Genomic DNA, 18116 nt, shown 5'->3' on the forward strand with positions numbered 1-18116 from the left:
TCAGCGGGTCGCCGTCGGGGTCGCTGGCGTTCGAGGCGCCCAGGAGCGCGGCATAAGAGATCGTGAAGCCCGTGTCCTCGACCGCGCCTGGCAGGGCCGCAACCGCAGTGAGCGTGGGCGAGGCATTGGGGAGAACCGTCACCCGCCCGACCGCGCGGCTGTAGGCGGGAGCGTGGTCGCCATCGTCAATGCGTGCCCAGATGGTGTAGGTGCCGGGCGGCGTGGTGCCCGGCTGCCAGACGAACTGATCGCCCGCGCCGTCGGGGTCCTCGGAGAGGCCCTGGGCGATCCAGGTGTGGTCGGCATCGGCCCAGGGCTCATCGCCGTCGTCGGGGTCAAGGGCAAGCCAGATCGAGGCGTCGCTGTCGGCGTCGGCGTCCGTCCACCTGATCGTGACTGTCTGGTTGTGGTTCACCGACACGTCGCTGGCCGGGCCGGTGAGGGAAATCGTGGGCGGCTCGTGCGGGGTCACGCTCACGCTGTCCATCACAGCCGTGGCGAGGACGCCGTCGTTGTGGCTCGTGACGGCGAGGCCCACGTAGGCGACCGTGCCCATCGCCGCAGTGTCCTCGGCCAACAGCGTCCACGCGACGCCGTCGGCGGACACATAGCTGCGGAAGGTGTTGCCGGAGCGCGCGAGGCGCAGCCACAGCGGGGCTGCGCCCGTTCCGCTCTCGTATTCGGCGGCGTCGGCGGTGGCGCCGCGGCACTGGAAGGCGGAGCCTGCGCCGGCCGTGAGGGCGGCCAAGACGTAACTGGCGTTCGCCGCCAGGCTGCTGCGGAACATCAGGCCCGCCGCGGCTGCGGGATGGGTGGGGGTGAGGCTGGCGATGCGGGCGATGATCTCGCCGTCGCCGCTCAAGGTCTTGAACACGTAGCGGAATTCGTCGCCGTAGCCGCCCGTGCCCGCCCCCGAGGCCTGAATGGTGAAGGTGCCGCCCAGGAGTTGCGTGCTGCCCGCGGCGGCCACGGCCCCGATGTCCTGGCTCTGCCAGGCCGTGTAGGTGAAGCTTCGCTGCGAGTTCGGCGCGACGGCGTTGCCTGAGCCATCGGTCACATTGTTCACGGTGAGCGTGTAGAGCACGCCATCCGACAGCGGCGCGGCGAGCACGAGATTCACCGTCCGGGCATCGCGCTGAAGCTCGGCGCCCAGGATCGCCACGGGCTGGGCCGCGGGGTCGGTGAGGAGGTAGTTGCCCCGACTCTCGGCGGACGCCTGCTGGACGGGCTTGCCGAATGTGACGGCCACGTGCGTGGCGTCGAAGGCGGTGGCGGCCTGAAGGCCGGGCTTGGGCGTGGCGAGCAGCACCGTTGTACGGGCGCTCTCCCGGCCGTCGCCGTTCACGGCCGCAATCTGATAGGCATAGGTGCGGTCCTCGGCCAGGCCGGTGTCGCTGAAGCTCGTCGTGGCCGCAGTCTGGCGCAACACGCCATCGCGGTAGATGCGGTAGAAGGCGATGCCGCTCTCGGGGTCGGAGGCCGCGCCCCAGGAGAGGTCAATCCGCGAACTGCTTGCGGCAACGGCGCTCGGGCTGACGGGCGCCGTGGGCGGCGTGGCGTCGAGGAACTCGTTGGCCCGGCCGGGGGTGCTGCCCGGCCCGCTCGCGCCCCAGGCGGCAGGGTCGTTGCCGTAGAGCGCCCCACTCCATCGCGCCAGGGCCGGGCCCTCGCCGTCGGGCTCCTCGGGCCAGGGCAGGCGGTCGTCGTAATCCACGAGCTCCACGAGGATGTAGGGCACGTAGCCGTTGCCCTCGGGCGCGCCGGGGCGATAGAGCTTGATGGACTCGCCTTCGTTGGCCAGGGCGCCAACGTAAGGGCCGAAGATGGGAACCTCGGCAGGCACGCCATAGGTCGCGCGGAACGTCGCCGGGTCAATGCCCACCACGAGCAGGTAGCCGTCGGCCGGGAGCGTGGTGTAGGCGGGGAAGCGGAACTCGATGGCGTCAAAGAACTTCCACGTGTTGTCGGGGTTTGCCAGGTCGTAGAGGGGGACGGGGGCGCTGGATGTGTTGTGCAGTTCGAGGAACTCGTGGCCGCCCGCCGTGGCGGGATGGTACATGATTTCGTTGATGACGACGGGACCCACGAGTGGGTAGGCGTTCGCGCCACCGGGCGTGGGGGCGCTCATCGCCACAAAGTCCACTCGGCCCGTGCTCGTGACGTAGCGGCCGAAGGGCACCTCGCGGCCGGCCGCGCCGAAGGCCACGCTCTCGCGGTAACCGCCTGCCTGGCCGCTGGGGTCGGGCGAGGAGAGGAAGGCGTTCTCGCCGAGCTCGCTGAAGGCGAACGGGGTGCGGGTGCCGGGCGCAGCCGCGTTGCCGAAGTGATCGCGCTGGTTGAGCACCAGGAAGCCGCCGGCGGGGAGCACTGCGCCCGGCGGAATCTGGTACTTCGTGAGGTCGGCGGGGTCGTCGCTCAGGTACCAGCCGCTGAGGTCCATGGGGCTGCCGGTGGTGTTGTGCAGCTCGATCCAGTCGCCGAGCGCCTGGTCGGTGTGGGAGAGCAGCTCATTGATGACGACCGCGCCGGCCGCGTAGCCTGGATCGTCGGCGCCGGGCGAGCCGTGCAGGAGGGCGCTCGCCCGCCAGCCGCTGCGGCGGTCCCAGTTCGCCAGATCGCCCGCCTCATCCACGGGGACGAGCGAGAAGCCCTCGCCATCGGTGAGCGGATGCCAGGAGTCGCGGTAATCGAAGTCGGCGATCCGCTCGCCGAGCGGCCCGCGGAGCTGGATCTCCTCGCCCGCGTTGCTGAGCGAGCCGGTGTACTGGCCGGCGACCAGGATGCCCGAGGTGTCGTAGCGCGACGCGAAGGCCGTCAGGTTGCTCACTACCAGCACGTGGGCGCCGGGGGCCAGGATGATCTGCGGGAAGGTGAAGGCAACCGCCTTGTCGAGGCGGAAGCCGAGGAGGTCAATCGGGGCGGGCCCGATGTTCTTCACCTCGATGAACTCGAAGTCGTTATCCTGGTACTTGCTCGGCGCGGTGGGGTCCTTCGGGTGGTACATCACCTCGGTGATCCGCAGGGCGTCGGCGAGCGGGTCGAAGGGCCTCGAGACCTCGAACTCGACGGGCTCGGACCAATGGCTCCAACGGCCCGTGGCGTCCTGCATGCGCACGCGAATGCGATAGGTGTGGCCCGCCTCGACGGCGCCGGCGGGCACGGTGATGTCGCTGGCGTAGGCGGGCAGCACGCCGCTGGTCCAGACGGCCTCGATCTCGTAGCGGCGCGGGTCGTGGGGGTCGTAGCTGCGGTTGTCGGTGTCGGTGACTTCGCCCAGACGCCACTCCATGGCAGCAAAGGGTGCGGTGCCGTTGAACGTCGAGGCGCGGAAGCTGAGGGCGTTGGAGGGGAACTCGGGCGGCGCGAGCGAGGTGACGACGGGGGTCGCGGGAATCAGCGGATCGCTGAGAAGGTGTGTGTCTATCCAGCCGATGCGGGCGGCGATGTAGCTCTTGAGGAGCTGGACCATGCCCCCGAAGCCGCCGGTGGGCGACTCCTGGTAGAACTCGCCCTGCCCGGCCTTGGCGGGGTCCACATAGGGTGAGAGCATGATGGGATTGTAGTCCCACATGGCCCGGTCGACGCCGACGATGTCGGTGATGAAGCCTGCCGACTCGTCAATCACCTGGTAGGCCTGGTCGGTGTTGAGGAGCAGGTCGCGGACCTCGCGCAAGCGGTTCTGGTAGTCGAGGGCGAAGGTGGGCCAGGACAGCACGGAGGCGGCGAGGGGCTCGGCGCCGTTGCCGGGCATCGTATCGGCCCAGGCGAAACGCAGGTTGCCAGGGATGACCGACCACAGGCCGGTCGTGGGGTGGAGATAGTAGAGGTAGTTTGAACCGTCGCCCACGTCGTAGCTGCGGGTGGCCTCGAGGACGGCGCGGTAGCTGAGATACTCCTCGATGTCCAGGTTGGCGCGCCACCAGGCTTCGGAGGGGTTGGTGGCCGCGGTGGCGAGGAAGGCGTCGAGGTCGGAGCCGTCGGAGGCGGCGCGGTAGCCCTGGTTGGCGAGGACGCCTTCCCAGGCGTCCATGCGGTAGAGGTTGCCGTCGGGGAGGCCGTGCTCGTCGAGGAAGCGGCCGTCGGGTCGCTCGATGGCGAGGTAGAGGCCCCAGAAGTCGCCTTGGTATTGCGTGGCGCCGGCCTCGGCGGCCTCGTCAATCACGCGGAGCGAGGCCCAGTGGGTGCTGCTGGCGGGCACGCCCGCGAGTTGGAAGAGGCGGAAGGCGACCGCCTCGAACAGCCCGTGCTCACCGCGCAGGCCGGTGTCGGCGGGCAGGAGGGCGGCGGAGAGGTCCAGCTTGTCCCACGGCTCCCCGTAGTCGTTGCCGTAGTTATCCTGGGCCTCGAAGGCGTGGCCGCGACTGAAGTCGAACGTCCAGGCGTTCTTGCCTGCGGCGTAGCGCCAGGCGTCGCCGCCGGCCTGATAGCGGATGTGGTCGTAGACCACGCCGTTGTAGACCAGCGTGCCGAGCCAGGGATAGGCGTCGCCCGGGTAGCCATCGAGCCACTGCGCGGCTTCGGCATCGGCCCTCTTCGTGAGCAGGTGGTAGACGGGCACGCTGGCCATCGCCGCGCCGTCGTACGCGGTTGCGGCGGCGCGGGCGGGGTCGCTGCTGCCGGGCTCGATGGCGCCGTTCCAGCCGGGCACACCGCCATAGACGAAGTAGGCGAAGTTCGGCTGCGGGTCCTCGGGGTGCGGGGCCTGTGTGGAGGCGCCCACGGCGTCCTCGGCCGTCACGCGATAGCGCACGAGGCGGCGATGAGCCTGCAAGACGGCGGGCAGTTCGACCGAGTAGATGCCGTCGCCCGCCACCTCGTCCACCCCCAACCCGTCGTCGCGCATCGCGATGGAAGACCAGCTCGTCGCGTAGAGCGGGTCGGTGAGGCTGATGTAGCTCCCGGGGTCCACAAGCTGGTATTCGAGCACCACGCTCGCGATGCCATCGGCATCGGTGACGATGGCTGTGATGACGACGGGGGCGCCGGGCAAAGGCTCCTTCGGGCTGTGGCTCACCGCGTGAATGAAGGGCGCGAACGATGTTGCGTAGACTGAGTTGACGGCGCCGGGCGTGGGACCCGAGATGAGCGACGGCCGCCAGCTCGCGCCCAGGCGGTTGTCGAGTGCGGGATTGAGCAGTTCGATGGACGGCCCGGGCGCCTCGCCGACCACCGGCCAGGGGAAGCCCGCGCCGTAGTCCACTGCGTCCACCTTCTGGCCGATGGCGTTGCGCAGCACGATTCTCTCGCCGCCGTTGCTCAAGCGCCCGGTGAACGGCCCCAGGGGCGTGAACCCGAACCACGCCTCGAATGCGACGGGGTCCTGTGCCACGACCAGGTAGCCGCCCGCGGGCAGCACGGTGCCGGCGGGGAAGGTATAGGCGATGGCGTCCGAGAGGCGCCAGCCGCTGACATCGGTGTCCGTGGCCTCGCCGCTGTAGATTTCCACGAACTCCAGCAGGTCGGTCGCCACGTCGGGGGCGTAGTGGATTTCGTTGATCGCGATCTTGCCCGAGGCGAGGCCCGAGTCGGGCGCGCCGGGCGAGCCGTCCGCGAACAGGCTCGGGCGCCACGCTGCCGCAGTGTCCCACGCCGCGCGGGGCACCGAGGCGTCGCGGACCACTAGCGAGTGTCCCTGCCCATCCGTCGTCGGGTACCACCCGTCGCCGTAGCGGAAGGCCAGGATCGCGGCGTCGTAGGGGGCGGGGAGACGCAGCGTGAGGTCCTCGCCCGCATTGTCGAGATCGCCCGCAAACACGCCCGCAACCGGCACGCTCGTGTCGTAGCGCGACTGGAAGGCCTCGAGGTCGCTCACCACGACGATGAAGGCCCCGGGTGCCAGCTCGAGGCTTGGGAACACGAAGCTCACCCCGCCGCTCAGTCGCACGCCGGCCAGATTCAGGGCTGTGGCGCCTGTGTTCTGGAGCTCGATGAACTCGTGATCGGCGCCATCGGGCGGGTTGTACATCACTTCGGTGATGCGGAGGGAGGCCATCAGCCCTTCGATGTTGGCCGGGACAGGCGAACTGTTCGACAGGCCGGGTGTGGGAATGGCGAAGAAGGGGAAGGGCCAGGCCGCGCCGTCGGGATTGCGGCCCTGCGACACATCGGTCGTCTGCGCGAGGTGAAGGACCCTGTCAATCGCGTTGCCCGCGGCATCGAAGAGGCCGAGCCACTCGTAGTGCGGCGAGAGCTTGAAGCCCAGGTGGCTGGGGCCGGCCGCCTCGTTGTCGTCGGCGGTGAAGACGGCGAAGCCGCCGCCCGCCACGAAGCTCAACGGCGCGATCTCGTGTTTCGTGGGCTGCGGGCCGGGCTTGTCGGTGAGGAACAGGCCGCCCAGCGCCACGGGCAACGGGTCGGGGTTGTACAGCTCAATGAAGTCGTTCTGGAACAGCACGTCGCCATCCGCGAACCACTCGTTGAGCCGAAGCGTGGCGGTGTCGCCCGTTCGCTGCGGGACATTGGCCGCGCCGAACGTCGGTCGCGTGAGCGCCCAGGCGCCGTCGTGGCCCACGCGGCCGATCGAGAGGTCGGGCACCTGGAGGCCGAACTCCACCGAGTCGAGCAGCGCGCCGCCCTGGGCCGCGGGGGCGAAGAGGAACACACCCTCGCCCTGCGCGTCGAGCGAAAAGCCCAGGTGGATGCCCGACGTGGCTGCGCCGTCGGCATAGAGCACGAGGAAGTCGCCCGGCAGCAGCGTGGTGCCGGCGGCGAAGACGAACTTGGCCGGATTCGCAGGGTCGTCGCTCAGGCTCATCCCCGACAGGTCGGCGGGCAGGGCGCCGTCGTTGACCAGCTCGATGAGGTCGGGGAAGGTGCCCTCGTGCTCCACGGCCGAGCGGTTGCTGGCCAGCACCTCGTTGATGCGGACGCGCGAGAGGCCGGCGTTCACCGTCCACGTGAGCGAGGCTGTGGCATCAGCCTCGGCCTGCCAGATGCCTGCCGAGTTCTTGCCGATGACTTGCACCGTGTACGCGCCGTCGGCCAGGCCGCTGAGGGTGATGGATGTGGCCACGGGCGTCTCCGGCCCGTATCCGCCGCCGTTCACCTGGTAGCGGTAGTGCGTGATGCCCGGCCCGGCGACGTGGAGCGTGGCGCTGGCGAGCGGGGTGACGGCCGGCGGCTCGCCCGACACCGAGGCCCCGGCGGGCACGAGCGCGCCCATGTCCAGGCCGTTCGGGCCGGTGCCCAGCGCCGGCGAGCCGGGCAGCAGGGTGAGGCCCACAGCCGCCAGGCGTGGGTCCTCGTCCACATTGCCTACCCCGTAGGTGTGCCAGACCGCGGGCACGACGGAGCGATGAATGGTGAGGTCGGTCGCCGGGAGCACGTGGCCAAAGGCGACGGGCGAATCGGCGAAAATGACGCCCTCCACATAGGCGCCGCGCCCGGGGCTGGCCGTCTGGCCGGGCAGGTCGAAGGTGAGGGCGGCGTAGGCCGAGCCGACCACGGTGTTGTTCGCGAAGACGAGGAACGCATCGTCGAAGACGAAGGCGGCGTGGTCCACGTCGGAGAAGGTGTTGCGGACGGCTACGTAGCTGTGCGCGCCGCTCACGGCCAGGGCGCTGGCGTGGCCAGGGTAGGGGTTCCAGCCGTCCTTGTGGAAGCCCGCGAAGGAGTTGCCCTCGACGTGGGCGTCGCCGTCCAGATTGAGGGCGTGGGCGCCGCCGCCGAGGAACACGTTGTCGAGAATCGCCACGGGCGAGACGCCTGTGCCGCTGAGGTCAATAGCGTGGTTGGGGCCTTTGAGGAGGCCGAAGGTGTTGGCCTGGATGATCACGGGTCCAGGGGCGGAGCCGGCGAGCCAGATGTGCCCGCTCAGGCCGTCGGTGGCGGGCGGCTCGCCCTCGCCAAAGACGTCGGTGAACGTGCAGTGGCGGACGGTGAGCGCGGAGGCCACGGAGCGGATGCGGCGGCGGGTGGCGTGGTCGAATGTCACGTGGTCGAGGGACAGGCGCGAGTTGTCCAGGCCCACCATGCCATCGTCGGTCACCGCCCACTCGAGGATCGCGTGCGAGATGCGGTTGTCGGCCAGGGTGCTGCTGAACTGGATGCCGTTCCAGGGCCCGCCCCCGGGCACGCTGGTGAAGCGGATGGGCGCGGCGGCGGTGCCTTCGGCCACCAGGCGCCCCTCGATGGTGAGGCGCGCGCCGGCCTCGAAGAAGAGCGTGGTGCCTGGCTGAATCGTGAGGGTGACGCCAGGGTCCACAACCACGTTGCCGGCTACCGTGTAGGGGCCGGCAGCGGGGGTGAGCACGGTGTCGGCGGTGATGCGGCCGCCGGCGAGGGGCATGCCGGGGACGTCGCGCCAGATGTCAATCGTGCCGCTCGTGAGGCGGTTGCCGGTGCCGTTGGGGCCGTCGAAGGTCTCGACGAGGACGCGGTTGAGGCCGGGCTGGAGGGCGATGCTGGTGCCGCCCACGGGCACGGTGGCCTCCAGCTCGAGATCGAAGCTGAGGTCCGAACTGCTGGCGGAGCTCTGGTGGACCTCCACGGCCAGGGTGTTGAGGCCGCTCACGAGCAGGGCGGGGTTGATGGTGAACTGGAAAAACGTGGATTCGTCGGCGCCGCCCACGGTGATGGTGGCATAGGTGTTGAAGGCAGCGCCCACGGGCAGGCCGTCGCGCACCACCTCCTGGCCGTTGAGGTAGACAGCAGCCCCATCGTCGCGCACAAGCCGCACGGTGAGCCCGATGATCTGCGACGGGTTGGAGACGTTGAAGGTGGTGCGGAAGTACGTGGTCGGGTACTTATTGCTGGGGTTCGGCCCGTAGCTCACCACGGTGGCTTCGTCGCCGTCGCCGTAGCCGAGTTGGGCGGGCCCGGAGGCCCAGCCGCTGTCGTTGAAGCCCGGCTGATACCAGGCGGTGCCCTGGTTCGAGCCATTGTCGAGATAGCGCCAGACCGAGCCGCGCGGCAGGAGAATCTGCGCCTGAGTGCCGGTCGGCAGGCTGTCGGTCCACTGGCCGGTCCGGGGGTCCCATGAGCCCACGTTGCCGTTGACGAGCACCGAGCGGGTGTGGGCGGCGTCGGCGGTGCCGCTGAGGCTGGCCGTGGCCGCGGTGGTGCGCGGGTAGCCGTTGACGACGGGCAGCGGGCTGGTGATCGTGAACTCCCGCGGAATCTGCTCCAGCACGGCCGCCGTGCGGTCTACCACGAACTGCTTCATGGCGTCGGTGGCCGCCGGCGGGGCGAAGGCGCCGATCGTCTGGTCAATCAGAGGGTTCATCGCCTGGGGATTGAACACCGTGGCGATGAGGTCGAGGATGGCCGAGTAGTAGAGGGGCAGCACGTCGGGATGGGTGAGCAGGCGGTTCAGGCCGTCCACGCCGGTGAAGGCGAAGATGCTGTGGGCGATGTCGCCCGAGACCTGGCCCTGGCCGAGCACGGCGTCGAGGTCGTGCGGGACGAGGACGAATCGGGGGTCCGCCACGCCGCGGTAGAGGTAGTAGTTGTTGCCGATGCCGCGGTTGAGCCCGGGGCCGTAGTTCATCATCAGGGTGTCGAGAGCCAGGTAGCGCACCCACTGCTCGACGTTGATCACCTGGCTCACTTGGGCGAGGAAGGTGGCGTTCGGCGCGTTGTTCAGCACGTCGAGCATGTGAACGAGGTCGGACCAATCGTTGGCGTCCCGATTGGTGAGCTTGAAGTACGTGTCCTGATAGGCGGCAGCGGCGGCGCCCTCGTAGCGGAGGTCGGCCTCCTGCGCCAGGTCGTCGGTGCGGAAGGCGGCGTAGAGGTTGCCCAGGGGGTCGCCGGGGAAGTGGTTGAGGGCGAAGGCCGCGCCCAGGGCCTCGATGCTCACGTAGCTGCCGTACATGGGGCTGCCGGGCAGGGCGAGGTCGGCGCCGTTGACGAGCAGTTGCACCGCCTGCGCGTCGGGGGCGATCAGCCCCGCTGCCTGGTAGACGGCGTTGGCGAGCGACTGGGCGTGGGTGTAGCGGGAGTTGATGGTGACCGCGGCGGCATCCCGCCACAGGGTTCCGCTGGAGAAGACGACGAGGTAGTTGCTGGGCGGCCCTGTGCGCGTCTCGTGGCCGGTGTTGCCGACGCCCGCGAGATAGCGCACGCTCAGGCCCGTGCCGTCGAAGGCAATGAACGTGCCGTTCATCAGGGCGTTGCTGAGCTGCTGGCCGTCGCTGGCGGCGCCGATCTGGGCCAGCTCGGCCCGCTCGGCCTGGGTGAGGATCAGGCGGTAGATGGGCTGGGTGCCCGGCGCCCACGGGACGGCGGGGTCGAACGCGTCGTCCACCTGGTAGAGCAGGTTGGCGGCTTGGGCGCCTGAGGGCTGCACCGGCGCGGGCCACGTGCGGATGTGCCCCGTGGCGTCGGAGGCGGCGACGTAGAACTCCACGATCGTGCCGTTTGGTTGCGCGGGCAGGACGGCCCCGAAGACGCCATCGCCCGCCTTGCCATCGCCGTGGTCGCCGTCGTCGGCCATCGGCACCGAGGCGAAGCTGGGTTGCCCGTCCAGGCGGTACCACAGGGTCGCGCTCAGCCCTGTTTGCGCTTCGTCGAGGAGGCGGGCGGTGATGGTGACCGGGTCGGTGGACCGCGGGATGACAGGCAGGTGAGTGACGTCGAGGATGAGCGGCGCGGCGTCGGTGCTGGCCACCGAGTTGGGCGCTCCTGGCGTGCCCTGGGCCACGAGGCTGGCGGCCCAGTTCTGGCCGTAGCGGTCGGGCAGGGCGAGGCTGATGAGTTCGAGCGAACTGCCGCCGCCGTCGTGGGCGGCGGCCCACACCCAGCCCTGGTGGCCGTGGTCGAGGGGGCCGCTCGTGCGGGCCGCCCAGTCGCCGTCGTCGGCGTAGGTCACGCGGTCGAGGACCCTGCCGGCGGCGTCGAGCAGTTCGATCGTCTCCGAGGTGTCGCTCAGGCTTCCCTGCCATCCGGCCACGTAGTTCGTCACCGTGGGGTACTTGGCGGCGAAGGCGGCGACGTTGGCCGCCACCACCAGGTAGCCTCCCGCGGGGATGACCCGTTCGGGCAGGGCGAAGTCCACCGCGTTGGCCAGGCGCCAGCCGCGGGTGCTCACGGCTACGGAACTGGCGTTGTGGATCTCGATGTACTCCTGGCTATCGAGGCCCGACGAGGGGTGGTACATGATTTCGGTGATCTGGATGTCGGGCTGGCCGGCGACCACGAACGTGGCCTGGTTGAGGGCGCTCCAGGTGCCGCCGGCCAGGATGCGGGCCTGGACGTGCACGCTCTCGGCTAGGGCGACGGGCCCGGTGTAGAGCACGGCGCTGGGGGACACGCCGCCGCCCACGAGGCGGGGGTCGGACCCGTCGGTCGTGTAGTAGATGGCGCCGGCCGGGGCGGACATGGTGAGGGGGAACGCCGTCACCACGGTGCCACCGTGGAGATTGAACGACGGGGCCACCACGCTGGGGTAGAGCGGTGCGGAGGACCCATCGCGCAGCACGGTGGCGCGGAACTGGTTGAGGACAATGGCGGAACGGTAGGGCAGGTAGTTGTTGACGATGTTGTTGACGGCGTTCTGCCAGTTGGCCTTGGTGAGAGGTGTGGCCACCTTGGAGTCGCCCCAGCGGGCGGACTCGGCAATGATGGCCAACTCGATCTCGGCTGCGCGCGCAAGGAACCGTTGGGTGGCCTTCGCAGGCGTCAGCAGGCCGTCGTTGAAGAAGTACTGGTGGACCCGGTCAGCGAAGCGCAGGCGGTACTCCTCATTGTACATGAGCTGCTGATGGATCCACTGGGGGTTGCTCTTGTTGAAGGTGTCGCCGGCGGGCCAGGGGCCGTTGCGGTTCTCGTTGACGTTCAGGAGCGTGTGCTCGGCGTCGTGGGCGAAGAAGACGAAGCCGCGCTCGCCCGTTCGGTCGCGGATGCCGTACCAGTTGTTGGGGCTGGCGTTGCCGAGGAAGGCAGAGATCGGGGCATCCAGGTTGCCGCCGTAGAGGATCACAATCATGTAATCTATCAAGTTATCCACGTCCAGGAGAACGGGATAGGCGGGGTTGCGTGTCCCGTCGGGGTTGAGTCCCTGGGCGCGATAGTAGGCGGCGAGGGAGGAGAAGCCGGCCGCGGCCTGGTTCCAGAGGTCCTGCCAGGCGGCCAGGGCGCCATCGGTCGCGCCCACGACATAGCCGTCGTCCACCTTGATGGTGTCGTAGTCGTCGGCGTCGCCGCCCAGGTAGGATTCGCCGTAGCTGGCCTCGGAGCGCTCCTGGGTCTGGTAGAGGCCCCAGTACTGGCCGTTGATGTAGAGGTGGTAGAAGCGGCTGCGAGTATACGGTTGGCCCATCGCGCTCTGTGTGTCGCGCGAGAAGACCTCGGCGATGAAGTTGTTGTTGGGGTCGCCGCCGAAGCTCCACGAGTAGTTCTGGGCGGTGCGCAGGTCAATGCAGTCGAACTCGTCCACCCCCTCGTCGCCGAAGAGGGGGAACTGGAGCTTGGCGGCGCCATATTCCTCGCGGAAGAAGAGGCGGAAGGCATGCTTGGGATTGCCGCCGCTGCGGCTGTAGCCGCCGCGGATGCGCAGGCCGGCATTGATCTGGAAGCCGAGGCTGCCGTCGGGGTTGATGAGTTCGGCCGACACCGGCCGCTCCCAGGACGCGCCGTCCTGCCCCGCATTCACGTAAATGCCAGTGCTGGGGTTGAACAGGTTGGCCAGATCGGTGACGAGCGAGATGGTGGGGATGGCGGTGAGCGCGGCCTGGAGCTGGGGACCCCACGTGGGGCTGTTCACGATGTCGGGGTCCATGCCGTAGTCGAGGATCTGGCCGTTGATCGGCCCGGTGGGCCATCCGGCCGGCGGGGTGCCCGTGGGCGACTGCGTGAGGACGTCGGCGAGGAACAGGTAGGTGCGCGTGGCCACGGGCGCGGGGTCGTGGCCCGGTTTGAAGGCGGCGGCACGCAGCACGGTGGTGCCCGTGACGTTGATGGGGCCGGAGTACACGGTGCCCGTGGTGGCCGTGGGCGTGCTGCCATCGGTCGTGTAGCGAATCTGCGCGCCGGCCGTCGCCGTGCTGAGGGTGACGCTGAACGGTGTGTTGTAGAAACCGTGCTCGTGGCTGAACTGGATGTCGCCGACGCGCGCGTAGTAATTGGTCGAGTTCACGGCGCCGGGCGTGGGCACGGCGAAGTAGTGCTCGGTGAGGCCCAGGATGTCAATGTCCACCAGCTCGGCCGCGAGGAGGAACTTCTGGCTTGTCTTGCTGGCATTGAGGCCCTGGATGGCGAGCACATTCGGCCCGGCCTGGAGGAGGCCGAGGTAGCTTGAGATGTTGATCGTCTCGACCGCGAGGGCCTGCTCCCCCTCGTGGGTGCCGGTGGCCGTGGAGTTCCAGTGGAGGAAGGCCGGGGCATTGCGCCGCGCGACTTCGACGCCGTTGAGGTAGGCCACGAAGCCGTCGTCGTAGTTTACGCGCAGGGTCAGCGAGTCGTATTGGAGCGGGTCCGAGACCTCGAAGGGGAGCCGGACGTAGGCGGAGGCGTTGACGTTGTACATCGCGGTGCGCACGTCGGTGCCGATGAGGGCGGCGTAGCCCGAGCCCGAGGCGGAGCCCACGGCGTCGGATTCGACCACGAGGCCCCCGTTGGCCGTGTCGCCCACGAGGTCGAAGTTCGTGGCGTCCCAGGCGGTGCGGGCGCCGGGGGCGGCGAACAGCTCGAGGCCCGAGCCGCCGCCGCGCTCGTAGAAGACCAGTTCGAGGGCGTAGGTGCCCGCGGCAGCAAAGTTGAACGTGCCCAGGGTGTCGGCCGGGCCGCGGGGGTTGGCGTAGGAGATGGTGTCGCCGCCCGCGGGGGTGCTGGAGTTGACGACCTGCGTGGTCGTGGCGCCCACGATGGTGAGGCGGAAGCCGTCGTCGCTGTTCACGCCAAACGTCCACAGCCCCGCCGTGGGAATGGTGACCAGGGCCGTGGCGCGGACGACGAAGTCCTCGACATCCTGGTTGATGAAGGTGCCGGGGAAGGGGTAGTTGGTGGCCGAGTAGCGCCCGGTGCCGCCGGTGTTGAAGTAGTTGATGACGGGGGCGTTCTCGGAGGCGACCCAGGCCTGCTGCGCGGGGTTGGCGAGCACGGCTTCCGCGGTGGCCAGGTTCCCCACGCTGATGTTGGCCTTGTAGGTCCAGACGGCGAAGCCGGGCACGAACTTCACGTAGCCGACGCCGCCGGTGCCGTGCAGCCACGCGCTGTCGTCGAAGCCGGGGGCTGTCCACGAGAGGCCGAGGGCGTCGCTCGTGGGAATCCACACCGTGCACGCGGCATCGCTCGCCACCAGGGTGGTGACGCTCAGGTCCTGGCCGATGCCATACGACAGGTCGGTGAACTGCGGGGGGAAGGCGGGGGCGTACGCGCTTTCCACGGTGGTGCCGTCGGGGCGCACGAGGGCCAGATACTCGCCGTCGCCGCTGAGGCTGAAGTTTGTGTGCAACTGGCTGCCGGGCGTGGCGCGGTTCTTGCCCGAGGCGAAGACGATGAGATAGCCCTCGGGGCGGATCTCGACGTCGGGGAACTTCCACTTCGTGGGGTTCGCCGCACGGTCGGTCAGGTACCAACCGTTCAGGCTCACAGTCGTGGCGCCGGGGTTGTGGATTTCGATCCAGTCGGAGTAGTCGCCGTCCTCGTCGGCGAGGATGCTGTCGTTGAGGGCCATGAACTCGCTAATGTAAAGGGTGCCGGCCAGGAGGACGCGCGGCTCGAGGCCCTCAAGACGCAGCGGGGCGCGCCCGCGCGGCGCGGCCCGTCGACGACGGCGTGAGGCAGGGTGGTGGCGCGACTTGCGGCCCATGAGATGTACCCGTCAAGAGGGGGCGGTGCGGCGCGAGGCCGGCACGGGTCAGAGCGGCGGCACGGGCTCGTCGAGCGGCTCGGCCTGAAGAAGGGCCGTCGAGCGGCGCGGCGACGAGAATCTGACGAAGAGCGTCTCGCCCAGTTGCGGGGCGCCGGCCTCGTTCCAGGGGAGGTTGCCGGCCTGCGGCTGCATGCTGGGCGGCAGCTCGATGAGCACGCGTCGCCCCCAGCGCCGCTGGGCGCGGGCCGGCCCCGACAGACGCGACGGGATGCGCTCGACCTGCGCGCCAACCTCGATGACGCGGGCCGTGGCCACCTGGATGGGGATGGTCTTGCGACGGACCTCGACCTCCATGCCCGCCGCCGGCTCGATGGGCGCGCCCGGCTCGATGAAGCTCACGACGTACAGGGTCCGCGGATCAGCCACCATCAGCACGGGGTCGCCGGCCCGCACCGTCTCGCCCTCCCAGTGGTAGACGGCCGTGACGACCCCGTCAATGGGGGAGGCGAGCGCGAGCGCCTGGCGCCGGGCCTGGATTTCGCGGATGCGCTCCAGCTGGGCATCCACGGCGCGGCGCAACGGCGCCAGGGCCACCTCCAGGCTCTCCTGCCCCAGCACGGGCTCGCCCACCCGCTCGCGCGCCTGGGCGGCCTGCACCTGCTGGTCCACGACCGCGATGGCCTCGCGCGTGGCCTTGATCTTCTTCCGAGACGCCTCGAGCTGATACCGGGTGTCGTCCAGAATCTGGTCGCCGATGACCCCGCGCTGGTGCATCACCTCCTGCCGCCGCAGCAAGGCGGCGAGACGTTCGGCGTTGACCTGCTCGTTCTCGATCTCGATGAGGTGGTTGAGCTTGGCCAGCCGCATCTGCTCGGTGCGGACGCTGTAGGTGCGGTCGAGGGCCAGAAGGTCGAGCTTGCGTGCCTCGGCCTCCTGCCGCAGGCGCAACTCGGCGGCGGGCAGCTCAGCCTCGAGGCGCTTCAGCTCGGCCTGGGCCACCTCGAGTTCCGCGCGCACGGCCGCATCGTCCAGGCGCACCAGCACCTGCCCGGCCCTCACCTCCTCGGAGAGGCCCACGGCCACGCTCGCGAGGGTGCCGGTCTGCACGGGCGCCAGCGTGGCCTGGCGCAGGGCGTCAATCTGCGCCGGAGCATCCATCCGCGTGACGCGGCTGCTCCAGAGCATCGCCACCCCCGCCACGGCTCCCGCCCAGAGGGCCAGCGGGATCACGCGCAGGCGGAACAGGTTCAGATACCGCCGGATGGGTGTGCGGATGCGGCGTGGTTTTCTCATGGGCGGTGCCCTTCGTTGCCTCCTTGATGCGTCAGACCTCGCCCTCCTCGTCGCGCTGGATCATCGAGACGTGGGACACTCCCGCGGCCTCGGCCAGGTCGGCGGCCAGCTCGGCGGACCGCTGCGGGTCCCGCAGCAGAAGGCGATAGGAGAAGTCGGCGGCCCCGGCGGCATCGCTGACGCGTTGCGAGGCCAGGACGGCTCGGCGGCAGTGGCGCGAGAGCACGGGGCGCAGGGCGCCGAGAGCCTGGGCGCCGCCCAGGAGGCGGAAGCTCAGCAACACGTCGAAATGCTGCCGCGAGCCGAACGACGTCAGGTGCATCAGGAAGGTGATGGCGCAGATGGCCACCGTGCCCAGGACGGCGATCTCGAATGCCCCGGTGCCCGTGGCGAGGCCGATCACCAGGGTGAGGAGCAGGAAGGCCGTGTCGCGCGTGTCCTTGAGGATCGTGCGGAAGCGCACGATGGCCACGGCGCCCATGAGGCCGAAGGCGATGACGAGGCTGTTGGCCGCGGCCACCACGGCCATGGCCATGGCCAGAATCACAGGCAACAGCACGAGCGACTGCACAAAGGACCGCGCATAGGAGAGTCCCGTGTGGGTGTGCATATACGTCCACGCCGTCACATTGCCCAGCACGAACGCCAGCAGGAGGCCCAGCAGCAAGGTGGGCAGGCTCGCGGGGGCCGAGGCCTCGAGGGTCTCGCGCAGTTGGGCCACCCAGTCCACGGCGTCACGGCCTCCTTGCGATCAGGCCACGCCTACGCCCAGAGCCGCCAGCGCGTCCACCGAACGCACGTACTTCGGCGAGCGCACGCGCACGAGGTCCAGCTCGCGCACCATGTCCGACAGCCAGAGGGGGAACGTGTCGGTGAACTTGATTTCGAGAACGATGGGCTGGTTCGGCAACGCGATCCAGCCGGGATGATCGTCGGTCAGCAGCACCCTGTCGGTGCGCAGGCACGCCACGCAGCGGTCCATCGTCACGCGGAGCGGCCCCCCGCTGGGGTCCGTGTACGGCTCGCGCAGGTAGCGGAGCAGCACCGTGGGGCGCGCGTCGAGCTTCGCGCACAACTCGCAGAAGCGCTCGAGGCCCGCGCGGCCGGCCGAATCCGCCGCCACGAGGTCATCGGGGGAACCGCAGTAGGTGTTGAGGACGCGGCCCACGGCGCTCTTGCGCACCTCGGCCCGCTGCTTCACCACCACTTCGCCCTTGCGGGCCTTCACCTCCAGGAACGCCGGCGTGTCGGGGCGCTCGTCGTAGAACCGCACGCGCAACTTGAACCGGTCCTTGTGGCCGGCCACGCTGCTGTGGTAGAGGTGCAAGCCGTGCGAATCGAGATACAGGCTGTAGACCGGGTATTCGTTGCCCAGGGCGGGCACGATGTGGGAGTCGGGGACGAGGTAGCAGGAGGCGAAGGCGCGCACCTGCGCCGCCTGCACCTCGCTGATGAGGTACTTGTACTCGAACCGCTGGCTAGCGACCAGACTGCGACCGAGCAAGGCCCGCCTCCATTGCTTCGGGTCGCCTCCCAGCCCTCAGACGAAGCCGTTCCCCCTCATGTGCGGCGCGCGCAGAGGAGGGCAACCGGGCGAACGCATTCGCGCCCGGCAACCGACGGCATCGGTGTGGGAGGGTTCGGGGGCATCGAGCGCCAGGATGAGGCCAGGCCAGAGGCTCACGCTCACGGCTGGCACCCCCATGATGGACACGCAACAAACAACCCCGGCCGCCACTGCCGCAGCGTCCCGGGGGCTAAGCCTCTCGTGTGAGCGTAATGTTAGCAATGGGTTCCGCGCATGTCAAGCCTGGGTTTGCCGAAACCGCAGTTGGCCTCGAAAGCACGGGCTCGGCGGGCCTCCCTCCCGAAGGTTCCAACACCTTCGGGAGGGTACCAGGAAGGGCGAGCGCTGGGGGTTTTGCCCTCCCGAACGTACTGGAACGTTCGGGAGGGGGCTCTGATGCTCGCCCCTGCGCTTTTTCACAATTCTCGCCCCCACACCTCTTGACCCCTCTCGCCCCTACGCTCCGTCACCTTCTCTTTCTCGCCCCTACGCTCCGCGTGGGGG

At 69.4% G+C, this 18116-nt stretch carries 4 protein-coding genes; all 4 read right to left on the reverse strand.

The genetic code is table 11. The annotated features are described in order from the left end of the window. Window positions 1-14749, reverse strand: a 14749-nt coding sequence (locus PLE19_21835) for a lamin tail domain-containing protein (protein ID HPD17588.1), incomplete at its 3' end; no start/stop codon positions are given. A gap of 48 nt (window positions 14750-14797) precedes the next feature. Beyond that, on the reverse strand, window positions 14798-16045 hold the full coding sequence (locus PLE19_21840) for an HlyD family efflux transporter periplasmic adaptor subunit (protein HPD17589.1): 1248 nt from the start codon (window positions 16043-16045) through the stop codon (window positions 14798-14800). 31 nt (window positions 16046-16076) lie between these two features. Then, window positions 16077-16775: a DUF4956 domain-containing protein gene (locus PLE19_21845; GenBank protein ID HPD17590.1), complete on the reverse strand. Its 699-nt coding sequence runs from the start codon at window positions 16773-16775 to the stop codon at window positions 16077-16079. Window positions 16776-16796: 21 nt separating this feature from the next. Beyond that, window positions 16797-17549, reverse strand: coding sequence for a polyphosphate polymerase domain-containing protein (locus PLE19_21850; GenBank protein ID HPD17591.1), 753 nt, complete (start codon window positions 17547-17549; stop codon window positions 16797-16799). Window positions 17550-18116 lie beyond the last annotated feature (567 nt).

This window comes from Planctomycetota bacterium (assembly GCA_035384565.1).
In the GTDB taxonomy this organism is placed as follows: Bacteria; Planctomycetota; PUPC01; order DSUN01; family DSUN01; genus DAOOIT01.